At 69.9% G+C, this 14,195-nt stretch carries 12 protein-coding genes; all 12 read left to right on the forward strand.

Annotated elements, in window-relative coordinates; translation table 11 throughout:
• The 12 genes from narI (at window position 1) to MVF96_RS18095 (ending at window position 14,180) form a co-directional block, all read left to right on the forward strand.
• Window positions 1-750 carry a respiratory nitrate reductase subunit gamma gene (gene narI, locus MVF96_RS18040; RefSeq protein WP_058251983.1) on the forward strand — a complete coding sequence of 250 codons (750 nt, stop codon included), beginning with the start codon at window positions 1-3 and terminating at the stop codon, window positions 748-750.
• Entirely contained in the window at window positions 747-1,955 is a 1,209-nt protein-coding gene (locus MVF96_RS18045) for a nitrate/nitrite transporter (protein ID WP_247449937.1), read from the forward strand. The genes narI and MVF96_RS18045 overlap by 4 nt, the downstream gene beginning before the upstream one ends.
• 85 nt (window positions 1,956-2,040) lie before the next feature.
• Window positions 2,041-2,652 carry a DUF4262 domain-containing protein gene (locus tag MVF96_RS18050; protein ID WP_211538362.1) on the forward strand — a complete coding sequence of 204 codons (612 nt, stop codon included), beginning with the start codon at window positions 2,041-2,043 and terminating at the stop codon, window positions 2,650-2,652.
• 138 nt (window positions 2,653-2,790) lie between these two features.
• The gene (locus MVF96_RS18055; RefSeq protein ID WP_068972027.1) at window positions 2,791-4,191 is read left to right on the forward strand and encodes an O-antigen ligase family protein; all 1,401 of its coding nucleotides are present in this window, start codon (window positions 2,791-2,793) and stop codon (window positions 4,189-4,191) included.
• A gap of 32 nt (window positions 4,192-4,223) precedes the next feature.
• The gene (locus MVF96_RS18060) at window positions 4,224-5,180 is read left to right on the forward strand and encodes a glycosyltransferase family 4 protein (protein ID WP_083229461.1); all 957 of its coding nucleotides are present in this window, start codon (window positions 4,224-4,226) and stop codon (window positions 5,178-5,180) included.
• On the forward strand, window positions 5,170-6,828 hold the full coding sequence (locus tag MVF96_RS18065) for a flippase (RefSeq protein WP_247449939.1): 1,659 nt from the start codon (window positions 5,170-5,172) through the stop codon (window positions 6,826-6,828). Before MVF96_RS18060 ends, MVF96_RS18065 begins: the two co-directional genes overlap by 11 nt.
• On the forward strand, window positions 6,825-7,922 hold the full coding sequence (locus tag MVF96_RS18070; RefSeq protein WP_247449940.1) for a glycosyltransferase family 4 protein: 1,098 nt from the start codon (window positions 6,825-6,827) through the stop codon (window positions 7,920-7,922). The genes MVF96_RS18065 and MVF96_RS18070 overlap by 4 nt, the downstream gene beginning before the upstream one ends.
• A gap of 62 nt (window positions 7,923-7,984) precedes the next feature.
• A complete protein-coding gene (locus tag MVF96_RS18075) occupies window positions 7,985-9,076 on the forward strand; it encodes a glycoside hydrolase 5 family protein (protein WP_058251989.1) in 1,092 nt (363 codons plus the stop codon).
• Between the two features lie 144 nt (window positions 9,077-9,220).
• The gene (locus MVF96_RS18080) at window positions 9,221-10,612 is read left to right on the forward strand and encodes a YveK family protein (protein ID WP_068972024.1); all 1,392 of its coding nucleotides are present in this window, start codon (window positions 9,221-9,223) and stop codon (window positions 10,610-10,612) included.
• On the forward strand, window positions 10,602-11,708 hold the full coding sequence (locus MVF96_RS18085; RefSeq protein WP_068972023.1) for a glycosyltransferase: 1,107 nt from the start codon (window positions 10,602-10,604) through the stop codon (window positions 11,706-11,708). Before MVF96_RS18080 ends, MVF96_RS18085 begins: the two co-directional genes overlap by 11 nt.
• Entirely contained in the window at window positions 11,695-12,966 is a 1,272-nt protein-coding gene (locus tag MVF96_RS18090; protein WP_068972022.1) for a hypothetical protein, read from the forward strand. Before MVF96_RS18085 ends, MVF96_RS18090 begins: the two co-directional genes overlap by 14 nt.
• Window positions 12,963-14,180 (forward strand): lipase family protein, encoded by a 1,218-nt coding sequence (locus MVF96_RS18095; protein WP_247449943.1) that lies wholly within the window; start codon window positions 12,963-12,965, stop codon window positions 14,178-14,180. Before MVF96_RS18090 ends, MVF96_RS18095 begins: the two co-directional genes overlap by 4 nt.
• Window positions 14,181-14,195: the final 15 nt, after the last annotated feature.

The raw sequence follows: 14,195 nt of genomic DNA on the forward strand, positions 1-14,195 counted from the left end.
GTGGACATCTTCCTGTGGGGCGTGGTGCCCTACGCGACGCTCGGACTGCTCATCGGTGGAACCATCTGGCGCTATCGCTACGACAAGTTCGGGTGGACGACGCGGTCATCCGAGCTCTACGAGTCCCGCCTCCTGCGGATAGCGTCGCCGCTCTTCCACTACGGCGTGCTCGTGGTGATCATCGGCCACGCGATCGGATTGCTGATCCCGGAGTCGTGGACGGAGGCCATCGGCGTCTCGGAGACGCTGTACCACTGGGGTGCCGGGGGTTTCGGGATCCTGGCGGCAGTCGCCACCCTCGTCGGGGTCGCGATGCTGGTGTACCGCAGGCGGACCGTCGGCCCGGTGTTCATGGCCACCACGCGTAACGACAAGGCGATGTACCTGGTGCTGGTCACGGCGCTGGTGGCAGGCACCTACATCACGCTGATCGGCACGCTCGACCCGCACGCGCCCGGCGTGAACTACCGCGAGACCGTCTCGCCCTGGTTCCGTTCACTGTTCGTGTTGCAACCGGACGTCACGGCGATGGCGGCGGCGCCCTTGCGTTTCCACGTGCACATCCTGATCGGGATGCTCCTCTTCGCGATGGTCCCCTTCACCCGGCTGGTGCACATCTTCACCGCGCCGGTGCACTACCTCTTCCGTCCCTACATCGTGTACCGAAGCCGCGACCGACGTGTCGCGCCGGGTAACCAGCCCCATCGGCCGGGGTGGGCGCCCGTCGGAGTGAAGGACCGTGATCGATGAGCACCGACACCACGACGCCCGCCATCAGCTCGCATGCGCAGACCACGAACCTCGCTCTCGCGACACTCGCGTTCACGATCAGCTTCTGGGCCTGGAACCTCATCGGTCCGCTCGGGGTCGTCTACACCGACCAACTCGACCTGAGCGCCACCCAGAAGTCGATCCTCGTCGCCATCCCGATCCTGGTCGGCTCGCTCGGGCGAATCCTGACCGGCGCACTGACCGACCGCTTCGGCGGCCGCCTCATGTTCACCGTTCTGCTGGTCGCCACCATTCCGTTCGTCCTGCTGGTCGCCGCCGCCGGACATTTCGACAGCTACGCGTTGCTGCTCGTCGCCGGCTTCTTCCTCGGCGTCGGCGGGACGACGTTCGCCGTGGGCATCCCCTTCGTGAACGCCTGGTACGACAAGTCCCGGCGCGGGTTCGCGACCGGCGTCTTCGGAGCCGGGATGGGCGGAACGGCGTTGTCGGCCTTCTTCACCCCCCGGTTCGTGTCGTGGTTCGGATACATCGCGACGCACATCATCATCGCCGTCGCGCTCGCGGTGGTCGCCGTGGTCTGTTGGTTGTTCATGCGCGACTCACCCAGGTGGGCCGCGTCCCACGACTCGGTGGTCCCCAAACTGATCGGTGCGGCCAAACTGCCGATCACCTGGCAGCTCGGTTTTCTCTACGCTGCGGCGTTCGGCGGCTTCGTCGCCTTCAGCACCTACCTGCCGACCTACCTCAAAGACGTCTACGACTTCGACCTCCAGGCGGCCGGCACGCGCACCGCCGGTTTCGCGATCGCGGCCGTCATCGCCCGGCCCGTCGGCGGTGTCCTGTCCGATCGCTTCGGACCGCGCATCATCACCGTGATCTCCTGTGGCGGTGCCGCCGTGCTCGCCGTGTGGATGATCACCAAGCCGCCCCTCGAGATACCCGCCGGTCTCGACTTCGTCCTGATGGCGGTCTGCATGGGACTCGGTTCGGGGTCGGTCTTCAGCTGGGTCGCGCAGGCCGCGCCCGCCGAGCGGGTCGGTTCGGTCACCGGGATCGTGGGTGCCCTCGGCGGGCTCGGCGGCTTCTTCCCGCCCATGGTCATGGGGGCCACCTACGACGCGACCACCCACAGCTACACGATCGGGCTCGTGCTGCTGGTCGTCTTCGCCACGTGCGCGGCCCTGTTCACCGTGTTCGGCATCCGACGCACGGCGAACACCTGACGCCCACCTCCTCGGCTGCGGCGTCGGGAGAATTGTCGGGGCCTCGTGTTCTGATGTTCGCACCCGTCGAACAAAGGAGCGATCCATGTCAGACCACGCTGCCGCGATCCGAGGTCTGCCCCGGTGGCATCCCAATCCGCTCATCCGTTCCACCATCGAGACCATCCGGCGCTGCGGCTGGCAGGTGACCTCGGTCGGCGAGGCGGACGCCGAGTTCGACGCACCGCCTGCAGATGCTCGAACCGAGTGCGGGTTCTCCTACACCTCCGGACTCTCGCTGCACTCGATCCCGGAGCTCTCGATCTACGGCGTCGATCCCCTGACCGCGACACACGTGCTGAACGAACTGGGCGCCCTGCTCCACCAGGAGGACTGGCGTGATCTCGTCGCCGCGCAGTCCGACATCCCGTTGCAGACGGTCGCCGTGACCGTCCGACTCATCGAGCAACTCGACCACGACGAGCTGCTCCTGGCGAACCTGTTGTTCCCCGACCACCCGAAACTGCAGGTGGTCTGGCCCGACGACCACGGCCACCTCCCATGGGAAGACGGCTACACCCTGCTCCCGATGCACCAGCCGGTGAAGGGGATGCCGCAACTCCTGGATCCCCCGCGCCCGCAACCACGCCTTCTCACAACCGAATCCGGGCCCGACCGAACCCGCCCGCGACGGGCACGTCGCATCTCGGGTCACTGACCTGCGGCCGGCGGCCTCCCGGCGTGTCCGGGGCGACATGTGTCCGTGTTGCCCCGGACAAACGGAGCCCGGAGATGCCACCATGGTTGGTCTGGGGGCTCGAACAGACCACGGGGGCACGTGGAAAGGCAGGTCGGCGTGGCGCACCTCCCGGTCGTGGTCGCTGCACTCGTCGCCCTCGTCCTCGCGGTCGCCTTCGTCGCCGTCATCTACCGGCGTCCGCAACGCGGTCTCCTGGTCTTGGCCGCGCTCACCCCCCTCGACGGTCTCCTCGACATCGCCCCGTTGCCCGGCGTCGCCTCGGCGTGGAAGGAGGGCGTCCTCGCGCTGACGCTGATCTGCGCGGCCAATCGCCGGGTCCGGCCCGCCGACCGGACGGACCCGCCGTTGCAGCTGCCGTGGTGGCCGGCCGCGGCCGTGCTGGTCGCGTTCGGGGTCGTGTCGGCGCTCTACGTCTACGGCCCCATCGGGCTGTACGGCGTCAAGGTCACCTTCTTCTACCTCTTCGTGGTCCTCGCGCTATGGCTGACGCCGTTCGACGCGCTCGACCGCGACCGACTGGTCTCGATCATCATGGCGCTCGGGGTGCTCACCACCCTCGTGGGCATCGGCCAGCAGCTCCTGGGTCCGGCGCGGCTGGTCGAACTCGGCTACACCTTCGGCGAGCAGGTGCGGACGAGCGGTCCGCTGTTCCGGACGTTCAGCACGTTCAATCAGCCCTTCGGTTTCGGACTCTTCGTCATGCTGGCCCTGCTCGTCGGCGGAGCAGTGGCGCTGTCGGACACCGCCCGCCGGCGCAACCGGTTGTTCCTCGTCTGCTGGCCGGTCATGGCGATCACGATGGCCACGTCGGTGGTGCGGGCGGCGATCCTCGGCCTCATCGTCGGTGTGATCTGGCTTGCGGCCCTTCGCTTCCGCCGCCTCATCGCCCCGCTGCTCGCAGTCGGGGTCGTCGCCGTCATCTCGCTGCCGTTCCTGCCGTCGAACATCACCAAGGTGTTCTTCTCGTCGAGCAGCCTGAGTCAGCGCGGCTCCGGGTGGGGTGAGATCTTCGCGAGCATCTGGGTGCACCCGCTCGGGACCGGCCTGGCGTCGAGCGGATCGGCGGCCGACGCGATGTCGGCGGCCCAGGGCGACACGACGCGGACGATCACCGCCGGCGCCGGCGGTACCGTGCAGCAGTTGTCGAAGAACTACCAGCCGGACAACTACTACGTGAAGCTGCTCATCGAACTCGGGCCGATCGGGTTGTGGTTGTTCCTGGCCCTGATCGTGACCGCGATCATCTGGTGCGTGCAGTACTCGCGCCGGATGCCCGACCCGGATGGAGCCCTCGTCCTGGGTGTCAGTGCGTCCATGGTCGCGGCGATGGTGGCCTGCCTGGTCGCCACCTACTTCGAGATCTTCCCGCTCGACTTCTACTTCTGGTTACTGTTGGGAGCTGCTGGATGCGCGACGGCACAACACGAATCACGTACGGTGCGCTTGCACTTCGTCCCGGAGGCAGCGGCGTCCAGACCTACATCCGCGAACTCCTGAGGGCACTGCCCGGCCACGTCGACGGCACCGCCCTGTCCGCAGTCGTGCAGACCGACGCGGTCGGCGAACTGCCCCCGGCGATCACCCCGGTGGAGCGTCCCGTCGCCGACGGTGTCCGACGGGCGGTGTTCGGCGTACTCCCCACCCGCTCGGGCGGCGTGTTCCACGGTCTCGACGTCGACCTACCAGTCGCCGGCCCCGCCACCACGGTCGCGACCGTGCACGACCTGTCGGTGCTCGACATGCCGTCCGCGTCGAGCCGGTTTCGCGCCGCGGGCGAATCCGTACTCGTCCGCACGACCCTCCGTCGGGCCGACGTGCTGATCGCCGTCTCCGAGTTCACCGCCGAACGAATCCGCGAGACCTGCGGACGGGATGCCCACGTCACCGAACTCGCGCCCGCCGACTGGGCCCGCCCACCCGCGCCGGCCGATGTCGAACGGGTTCGGGCGAAATACGATCTGCCGGAACGCTTCGTGATGCAGATCGGCACCGTCGAACCCCGCAAGAACGTCGAACTCGTCGCGGCGGTCGCCCGGCGCCTCGACATTCCGTGCGTGCTCGGCGGCGCGGGTTCGACGGGCCCGGGCGCCCCGTCGTCGGCGGTCGGGCTCGGTTACGTCGATGTCGGGGACCTGCCGGCGCTCTACGCCGCGGCGACCGTGACCGCCTACGCCTCGTTCTACGAGGGTTACGGCCTTCCGCCCGTCGAGGCGATGGCCTGTGGCGGTGCCGTCGTCGCGAGCGCGGTGGGCGCGCTTCCCCAGGTCGTGGGTGACGGCGCGACACTGGTGCACGGCCACGACGAGGACGACTGGGTCCGTGCCCTCGAACCCCTCGTGCGCGACGACTCGGCGCGCACCGAACTCGTCGCCGCCGGCACCTCGGTGGCGTCAGCCCTCAGCTGGGACACCACGGCCCGCCGGACGGTCGAGGCCTACCGGGCCGGCGGCATCGACATACCCGGTGCGGGGCGCCGTGAGCCCTGACGTCACCGGCCCGCTGCCGTCCGATGCGCTGGTGGATCAGCAGGCCGAAGCCGAGCTGCTGGCCCGCGCGACCGGTGCCGGGAGCGCAGCGGGCGGGCCGAACACCACCGGCGCCGGGAGCGCAGCGAGCGGGCCGAGAATCACCGGCGCCGGGAGCGCAGCGAGCGGGCCGACGACTGCGCCGGCCGCCGAGCCCGGCGCGCACCCGGCCTCGGATGCGCGGGCCGCCACCCGTGCCACCATCGCGATGCTGACCAGTCGCGTGGTCATCGCCGCCCTCGGCTGGGCCGGGAGCGTCCTCATCGCGCGCACCCTGTCCCCGGAGGACTGGGGCACCTACTCCTTCGTGTTCGCGCTGCTCGGTCTGACCGCGATCTTCACCGACCTCGGGGTCGGCCGGGCGGTGATGGCCCGGCTCATCTCCGACGACCCCGACGACGTCGCGAAGACGTCCTCGGCGTTCATCGCCCTGCGGGTGGTGCTCGGCCTTCTCGGCTACCTGATCGCCGTCGCCTACGTGATCGTGCTGCAGTATCCCGGCGACGTGATCCGCGCGACCGCGATCGCCGGACTCGTCGTCGTGTTCGCCACGCCCGCACAGGCACTCACGGTCATCTTCCAGAGCCGGCACCGCCTCCTGCTCACCGCGATCGCCGAGAGCCTGGGCCAGGTTCTGCAGCTGGCGCTGACCATCGCCGCCGTGCTCGTAGCGCCGGCACTGCTGGTGTTCGTACTCGCCCCGGTCGCGAACGAGATCCTGTCGCTGATCATCAAGGTCGTCGGGATCGCGCGCCGGTCGTCGGGACTGCGGCCGTCGCGGGTCGTCGAATGGTCGCGATGGAAACCGATGCTCTCCGATGCCCTTCCGCTCGCACTGGGCCTCGCCCTGACCATCGCGCTGCAGAAGGTCGACGTCCTGCTGCTGAGTCTGCTCGATTCCCTCGACGCGGTCGGCATCTACAGCATCGGGTACAAGTTCTCCGACATCATGGACACCTTCATCCTGGCCGCGATCGGACCCGTCAGCACCCTGCTGGTCGCCGCCTGGCCCGACCAGTCGGCGGTCCTGCGCCAGCGGTGCCGGAGTGCGGCGGTGGTGTTCGCCGCGGGCGGTGCCGTGGCCGTGGCCGCCTTCTGGCCGAGCGCCGGCCCGATCATCGGACTCCTGTACGGCGACCGGTTCGTCGTCGGGGCCGACGCCGCGCGGCTGCTCGTTCTGGGCGCGGCGCTCACCGCCTTCATCGTGCTAGGCATCTTCCTGCTCGCGGCGACCGGTCGGGCGAATCGCTACCCGTGGATCGCGGTCGGCGGCCTGGCACTCAACGTGGTGCTCAACCTGATCCTGATCCCGCGGTACTCCTATGACGGGGCCGCCTTCTCCACCGTCATCACCTTCGCCCTCGCGGTGGTGGCACTGTGGGTAGTCATCGGTCGGACGCTGCCCATCACGGGTCTGCTCCCACTCGGCGCACTCACCACGTTGACCCTGTTGACGGTGGCGGCGTGCGCCATCGGGGTCTGGCTCGCAGATTCGGTTCCCTGGCCGGTCATCTCGGCCGGTACCGCACTGATCGTCGCCGGACCCGCGGTACTGCTCACCCGGGCGGTGACCACGCCGCCCGGACGACACACGAAGGTGGTCCGATGACCGATTCCGAGCACCCGTGCACGATCGTCTTCGTCGCGCACACCGGCCAGGTCTCCGGGGCGGAGAAGGTGATGCTCGATCTGATCGACGTCGCGCTCGAGCGCGGCCACCCGGTGCGGGTCGTCAGTCCCGACGGCCCCCTGGTGGGACGACTCCCGGTCCCGGTCGACCATGTGTCCATCCCGCCGCTCGGCCTGAGCGGCGAGCGCGGTGTGGCGCGCCTCGCGGGTGCCGGTCGCCTCCTGCTCGACTGGGTACGCGCTGGTCGCACCCTGCGCCGGGTGACACGTCGGTCCGACACCTCGACGATCGTCAACTCCTTGTTCGCACTCCCCGCCGTACGCGTCGCGCAACCGACGGGCCGCGTCTCCTGGCTCGTGCACGACACCCTGACGTCGGGGCGGCAGCGCGCCGTCATCCGCGTCAGCGCACCCGTGATCCGGCGCGCCGTGGCGGTGTCGGAGGCGACGTCGGTCCCCCTCGCGGACCTCGGTCTGCCGGTCGTCGTGGCCCACAACGGAGTCACCTGGCCGGTCCCCGCGCTGCCCACCGGGCTCCACGACCCACCGGTCGTCGGGATGCTGGCTCTGCTCACCCCCTGGAAGGGGCACATCGTCGCGCTCGACGCGGTCGCCGGTCTGCCGGACGTCGAACTGGAGTTCGCCGGGGGCTCCTTCCCCGGGGACGCCGATCACGTTGCCGCACTGCATGCCCGGGCCGCCAGACCGGACCTCGCCGGACGCGTCCGGTTCCTCGGGCACACCGATCTCCGCGCCGCCCTGGAGCGGTGGGATGTCGTGCTCTCGGCGAGTGTGACGCCCGAGGCCGGACCGCTCTCGGTCCTCGAGGCGATGGCCTACGGCACACCGGTCATCGGCACGGATCACGGCGGCACCACCGAGTTCCTACGGGACGGCGCCGGAGTCCTCGTCCCGCCGTCGGATCCCGCCGCGCTGGCCGCGGCGATCAGCCGCGTCCTCGACGACGCCGACCTGCGCCGTTCGCTGACCGCGGAGGCGCGTCGTCGGATCGCGGACGGACACGACAAGTCGGCGACCCTACCGCGTATGCTCGACGAGTTGTTGTCCGGCTGAGGAGAAGTCCACCGCCGGCACCTGCCGCGCGCGATGCGCGTCTCGTCAGATAGGCACCATCCATGACACGGTCCCTGCACGGTCGGGCCACCCGGTCGGCCCTCGCATACGTGTGCATCCTCGTCGCAACCCTCGCCGCGATCGTATGGGTCCGCAGCGACGCGCATTCGGCGCCGGCTGCGTGCTCACTCGCCAACGGCGAGAACAAGGTCGCGGCGTCGCCGGGTGCCTCGTTGCTCGGTGCGTCCGATGAGGACCTCAATCGGGAGCTGTCGGTCGCCCAGGACCTCGGTATGTGGGCGGTGCGACTCGACGTGGACTGGTCGGTCGTCGAACCCCGGCGCGGACAACGGAACTGGGCGCCCATCGACCGGGTGGTCAACGCCGTGGTCGCCCACGGGATGTGTCCGCTGGGGCTGGTGACCTACACACCGCTGTGGGCGGCACGCGCGTCCGACTTCCCGCGCAACAGCCACTACCGGCCCGCCGACCCCAACGTCTTCGCATCCTTTGCCGCGGCCGCGGCGCAACGGTACGCCGAATCGATCGCGGTCTGGGAGATCTGGAACGAGCCCAACCTGGCGAACTACTGGCTGCCGAGGGCGAACTCGGCCGAGTACGGCCGCCTGCTCGCTGCGTCCTACGCGGCCGTCAAACGCGCGGTCCCCGGCGTCGCGGTGATCTCCGGAGGGCTCGCACCCGGCACCGACAACGGCCGCGACATCGCACCGCTGACCTTCGTGCGCAATCTGTATCAGGGCGGATTCAACCGCTCGCTGGACGCACTCGGCGTGCATCCCTACACCTATCCGGCTCTGCCCAACGACCCCGCCGCGGCATCGTGGAGCACCGCGGCACGGATGTGGGACATGCGCGACGTGATGGTCGCCGCGGGCGACGGCGACAAGAAGATCTGGATGACCGAGTTCGGCGCACCGACCGGAACCGGCACGAACGCCGTCACCGAGGAGGTCCAGGCACAGAGCATCGCGATAGCCATCGGCGCCCAGAGCGACGCGCCCTGGCTCGGACCGCTGTTCGTGTACTCGCTGCGAGACGCCGGCACCGACCCGAACAATCTCGAGCACAACTTCGGCCTGGTGCGCCGCGACTGGTCACCGAAGCAGGCGTACTCGATGCTCGCCTCGCGGTGACCTCCGAAATCGTTTCTCGCACACGCCACGCCCGCCGGTGCCGACCACGATTGCCCGCTTCCTTCGTTATGGTGAACTGACAGCTGATCGACACTGCAATGTCCGGGGATGGTCGGGGGGCATCCGACACCACAGGAGTTAGGCGTGACCTCCAGCTTCGATGCCGCCGGGCGACGTGATGCGCCGCCCTCGGTCGACCTGTTCGGGCACTTCGGTGATCTCTTCCGTGTCGCCGTCCCCGCGATCCTGATCGGCATCCTCGTCGGCGCCTCGGTGTTCGCGCTGCGGACCGCATTGGTCCCGAAGGAGTACTCGGCCACGGTCGTCACCGAGATCACGCCGGCCGGCACGATCATTCCGGGCGACGCCTTCGTCGAACAGTTGCGTGCCCCGTTCGTGGCGCTGTCCACCGACGAGAACGTCCTGCAACAGGTGCTCACCCAGGTCGACACCGGATGGACGACAAGCGAGTTGAGCTCGCACGTCACCACGACTCCGGGAACGGCTCCCACACTGATGGACTTCACCGCCACGGCGCCGACGAGTACCCAGGCCGAAGACGTCGCCCGCGCGATGGTCACCGCCATCTCCGCCGCGTCGCTGTCCACCCATGCCCGCGACATCACCCGGCAGATCGATCAACTGCGTGCGCAGGTGACCGCCGAGCGCGTCCGCAACCGCGCACTGCCCGACCGCAGCGAGGCGAAGGTCGAATCCGATGCGACCCTCGCCGATCTCGACTCCCAGCTCACCCGGTTGCAGAACTCGTCGTCGGACACGCTCACCATCCTCGCGGCACCGTCGGCGAGCGAGGTGCCTGTCAGCCCCAAACCGGCCCAGGAGGGTGCGGTCGCCGGCATCGCCGCGACGATCATCGCGGCGGAGCTGCTCGCACTGCTCCGTGGGCGGGTCGGCCGGAAACCGAACCCGATCTGGGCCCGCCGCGCGGCGCACCGGTACGGCGCGGAGCTCACCTACGGACAGCGGGGCGAGCCGGCGCTGCCGGCGAATCTGCTGCCCGCGTTCGCGCAACGCCATCGCCGCGCCCAGGTCGCGCTGATCCTCACCGGCGACCACATCGACGCCGCTCGCGCGATCGACGACATCCGTCACCCGGAGGACGACGCGACCACCGGGCACCGTCTGCGCATCGTCCGGTTCCCTCTCGCCGAGCCCTGGTGGCAGAGCGTCGATCCCGGGGACGTCGCGCTCGCGGCTGTGGTCGTCTCGTCTGCTGGACGTGATCGCAAGGCGGCCGACCGGGCGCTGTCCCAGCTCGCGACCATCGGGTCGACCCGTCATCTGATCGTGCAGCGCACGGGGAAGCAGCCTTCCGCGCCTGCCCTGTCCACCGCCGCGGACCCGGTCCCCGACAATCGTGCCGGGGGCGAAAGTGCCGGGGCCACAGCCGCATCGAGAGCCGAGGTTGCCACACCCATGACACCCCAGCCGCCGTCTGACGATCGACGAGGCGCGACACTCGATTCCGACCGGTTCCGAACCGCGCCGGGAGATGTGGGCAGCAATGCCCGGTGACCGCGTCGCCGTCGTCCACGAACGACTCACGGAGATCGCCGGGTCCGAGCACGTCGTCGAACAACTCGCCGCGACGTGGCCGACGGTCGAGGTACACGCGCCGATCTCACGGACCGAGGGGGTACCGGCCGGATTGGCCGAGCCGCCGATCACCTCGTCGCTCAATCGCGCCTACCGCCTGCTCGGCGAACGCAGCTACGCCCCGTTGCTCCCGCTGATGCCACTGGCATTCCGGCGGATGCCGCTGCGGGATGCCGACGCGGTCGTGACCAGCCATCACGCCTTCGCCACCCAGGCGGTGCACGCGACCGACGCGCCGGTCATCGCCTACGTACACAGTCCGGCCCGCTGGGCATGGGATCCGTCGCTGCGCGCGGGCGAGGGCGGCGGGGCAGCCGGCGCCGCGATCCTGTCGGCGCTGTCGGTGGTCGCCCGGCGCTGCGAAGTCGGCGCCGCGCCCCGTCTGCACACCGTCGTCGCGAACTCCTCGGCCGTCGCCGAGCGCATCCGCGAGCACTGGGGACGTGAGTCGGTCGTCGTGCACCCGCCGGTGGACCTCGACGGCTTCACACCGGATCCCGCGGTGCCCCGTGAGGACTTCTACCTCCTCGCCGGACGACTCGTCCCGTACAAGCGACCCGACCTCGCGATCGCGGCGGCCGCCCGCGCCGACGTCCGGCTCGTGGTCGCGGGAGACGGACGGGCCATGCCGCAGTGTCGCGAGCTCGCCGGCCCGAAGACGACGTTCCTCGGCCGCGTCCCCCACGACACCCTGCTGAACCTGCATCGCAGCGCCCGCGCGGTCCTGATGCCCGGGATCGAGGACTTCGGCATCGTGCCCGTCGAGGCGATGGCCACCGGCACGCCCGTCATCGCGCTCGGTGAAGGCGGCGCCCTCGACACCGTCGTACCCGGATCGACCGGTCTGCTGATCGAACCGGGGACCGACGACGAGATCGTCGAGCGGCTGGCCGCGTCGTTGCGCGACTTCGCCGTCGACGACTACGACCGATCCGAGATCCGCGCCTGGGCCGAGCGCTTCCGGCGCGAACGGTTCCGCGACGAGATGCGCGAGGTCGTCGATGCCGCGCTCTGACAACGCCGCAACCGCCGGGGCGCAGCGTGCCTCCGTCCTCGACCGTGCACTGGCCACGTCCCGCACGATCTCGGTGACCGGCCCGATGACGGCCCCGGATCTCGACCTCATCCGGGCTCGCCTGACCCGGGCGTGGACACCGACGTCGAGACTGAGTCTCGTCCCCGATCCGGCGTCGGCGAGCTGGGCCCACGACGTGGCGACCCTGCCGCGGGTCGTCGAGCGGCCCGACCTCGCCGACCTGCCGATCGGCGACATCATGACGCGCCTGCGGAACCGTCCCGAGCCGCTGCCCCGACTCGAGGTGCTCGTGTGTGGTCAGTGGCTGGTCATCGACCACACCCACGGCATGGGCGACGGCCGTCTCGGCGTCGAGCAGATCGCCGGTCTGGCCAGCCACCACGAGTTCCCGATGACCGAGCGATTCGAACGCTCACTGCCGCCGGACGCCGCCTGGCAGGCACTGCGTCGTCACGTCCTGCGACACCCGAGACGCCTGCGCGACATCATGCGCCTGCGTGCCGCGAACGTCTCGCCGCCGACCGACGGACCCACGCGCGTCATCGAGGACTGGCATGCCACCCGCTGCGCCGTCACCGCCGCGATGCGCCCGGGGCAGACCGACGAACTCAAGCGTGCGATCGCCGACACCGGTGTCCGGATGTCCTCGGCGGCGGTGACCGTCGCGCTGTGGCGCGCCGCCCTGTCCGCGCAGGGCGTTTCCCTCGACGAGCGCACGCAGATCCTCTTCGACTGCCGCCGTTATCTCGACGCCGGGCACGCCGAGGACCACGGCAACTTCGCCGTGGGCATACCACTGCGCTTCCCACGCGACGCGACGCCGATGGAGATCGGGGACCGCATCCGTGCGGTCGCCGAATCCGGTTGGCCCGCGGCCGTTCTGGCCGCGGGAGAACTCCGGGCGCGCCTGCGTCGATCGTCACCCGAGGAGCCGCCCGTCCCGCGCCGGGTCGAGGTGCCCGACCGGTTACGACTGTCGGTCAGCGACCTCGGGCGGATCGGGATCTTCGGTGATCTGCCGTGGGATCTGGCGGCGGCCTCGCATCACCTGTTCGCCTATGTCGAGCCCGATGGCCCGGATGCGGCGAGCATGCTCGTCAGCGAGATCGACGGTTCGCGCAGTTTCACCGCGACGTTCTGCAGCGATTTCGTCGGTCGCCCGGTCATCGAGGCGGCTCTCGACCACCTCTGCGAAGATCCGGTGTCCCTGCTGGATCGGCTGCTCACACGCTCATGAGGACGGTGTCGCGGCGCGTCGGGCGCCCGCCTGCGACCGTGCTCGTGGCCGTCCTGCTCGTCACAGCACTGCTGACCGCCGCATGTTCGGCCTCCGCCGGCCCGGCGTCTGACGATGCATCGCAGAGCTTTTCGGCACCGCCGGGGGCGTCGGCCGGCGATCTGGTGGGATCACCCATACCGACCGACGCCTACATCTCCCTGCGGCGCATCGTCGACCGCACCGTGCGGTTCCGCTACCTGTCCACCGACCCGGTCAGCGGTGCGCTGGTTCCCGTCTCGGCCGCGGTGTTCGTGCCGCGCGGCCGGACACCGGCGGGCGGATGGCAGATCCTGGCGGTCGGACACCCGACGACCGGCATCGCGGGCAACTGCGCCCCGTCGCTGCACGGCAACCTGCTGGGCACCGTCGGGCTCATCGCGTCGCTGCTCGAGCAGGGATTCGTCGTCGTACAGACGGACTATCGAGGACTCGGCACACCAGGACCCCACCGTTATCTCGACCCGGCGCCCGCCGCGAACGACATCATCGACTCGGTGCGTGCGACGCGGATGATCGTCGACGGCACCAGCGATCAGTGGTGGGGCTTCGGGGTGTCACAGGGCGGGCACGCGGTGTTCCACGCCAACGAGATCGCGGCGACCTACGGTCGCGGTCTGCGACTGCGCGGGACGGTGAGCATGAGTCCCGCGCTCGACGTCGCGCCGTTGGCCGATGCGATGGATGCCGGCACCCTCACCCCGGAGCAGATCGCGTTTCTCCCGCTGGTCCTGACGGGATTGAAGGCGATCCATCCCGAACTCGTCATCGACGACTACGTGCACGGACCGCTGCGTGAGGCGTTCGGCGTGTTCCTGGAGTGCAACGACGCCGCGATGGTGCAGAAGCAGGCCATCGTCGAGGAGGTGCGACCGGAGGACTATCGCCCGGTCGACGACGTGGCCACCGACCGACTCCGGACGTGGCTGCGCGAGGTGAGTCTGCCCCAGGGTCGGGCTTCGGCCCCGATGCTCGTCGCCTACAGCGACGCCGACGACGTCATCCCGGCCCCGTGGACCGCGGGAGCCATCGATCGGGGATGCCGGCTGGGCGATGCGATCACCGCGATCGAGGTCCGCGGTCAGCCGCACGGCATACTCGACATCGGCTCCGCGGCGACCGACTGGGTCCGGGCCGTGCGGTCAGGACAGCGTCCGCCGAACACCTGCGCGTGAGCTGTGTGCCGACCG

The organism is Gordonia hongkongensis, from assembly GCF_023078355.1.
GTDB classification, from domain to species: Bacteria; Actinomycetota; Actinomycetes; order Mycobacteriales; family Mycobacteriaceae; genus Gordonia; species Gordonia hongkongensis.

What these genes read in the sequence shown, in the direction of transcription:
- MVF96_RS18070 (WP_247449940.1), top strand. Translation starts at nt 6,825, where the DNA reads ATGACCGATTCCGAGCACCCGTGCACGATCGTCTTCGTCGCGCACACC.
- MVF96_RS18085 (WP_068972023.1), top strand. Translation starts at nt 10,602, where the DNA reads ATGCCCGGTGACCGCGTCGCCGTCGTCCACGAACGACTCACGGAGATC.
- MVF96_RS18050 (WP_211538362.1), top strand. Translation starts at nt 2,041, where the DNA reads ATGTCAGACCACGCTGCCGCGATCCGAGGTCTGCCCCGGTGGCATCCC.
- MVF96_RS18090 (WP_068972022.1), top strand. Translation starts at nt 11,695, where the DNA reads ATGCCGCGCTCTGACAACGCCGCAACCGCCGGGGCGCAGCGTGCCTCC.
- MVF96_RS18045 (WP_247449937.1), top strand. Translation starts at nt 747, where the DNA reads ATGAGCACCGACACCACGACGCCCGCCATCAGCTCGCATGCGCAGACC.
- MVF96_RS18095 (WP_247449943.1), top strand. Translation starts at nt 12,963, where the DNA reads ATGAGGACGGTGTCGCGGCGCGTCGGGCGCCCGCCTGCGACCGTGCTC.
- MVF96_RS18075 (WP_058251989.1), top strand. Translation starts at nt 7,985, where the DNA reads ATGACACGGTCCCTGCACGGTCGGGCCACCCGGTCGGCCCTCGCATAC.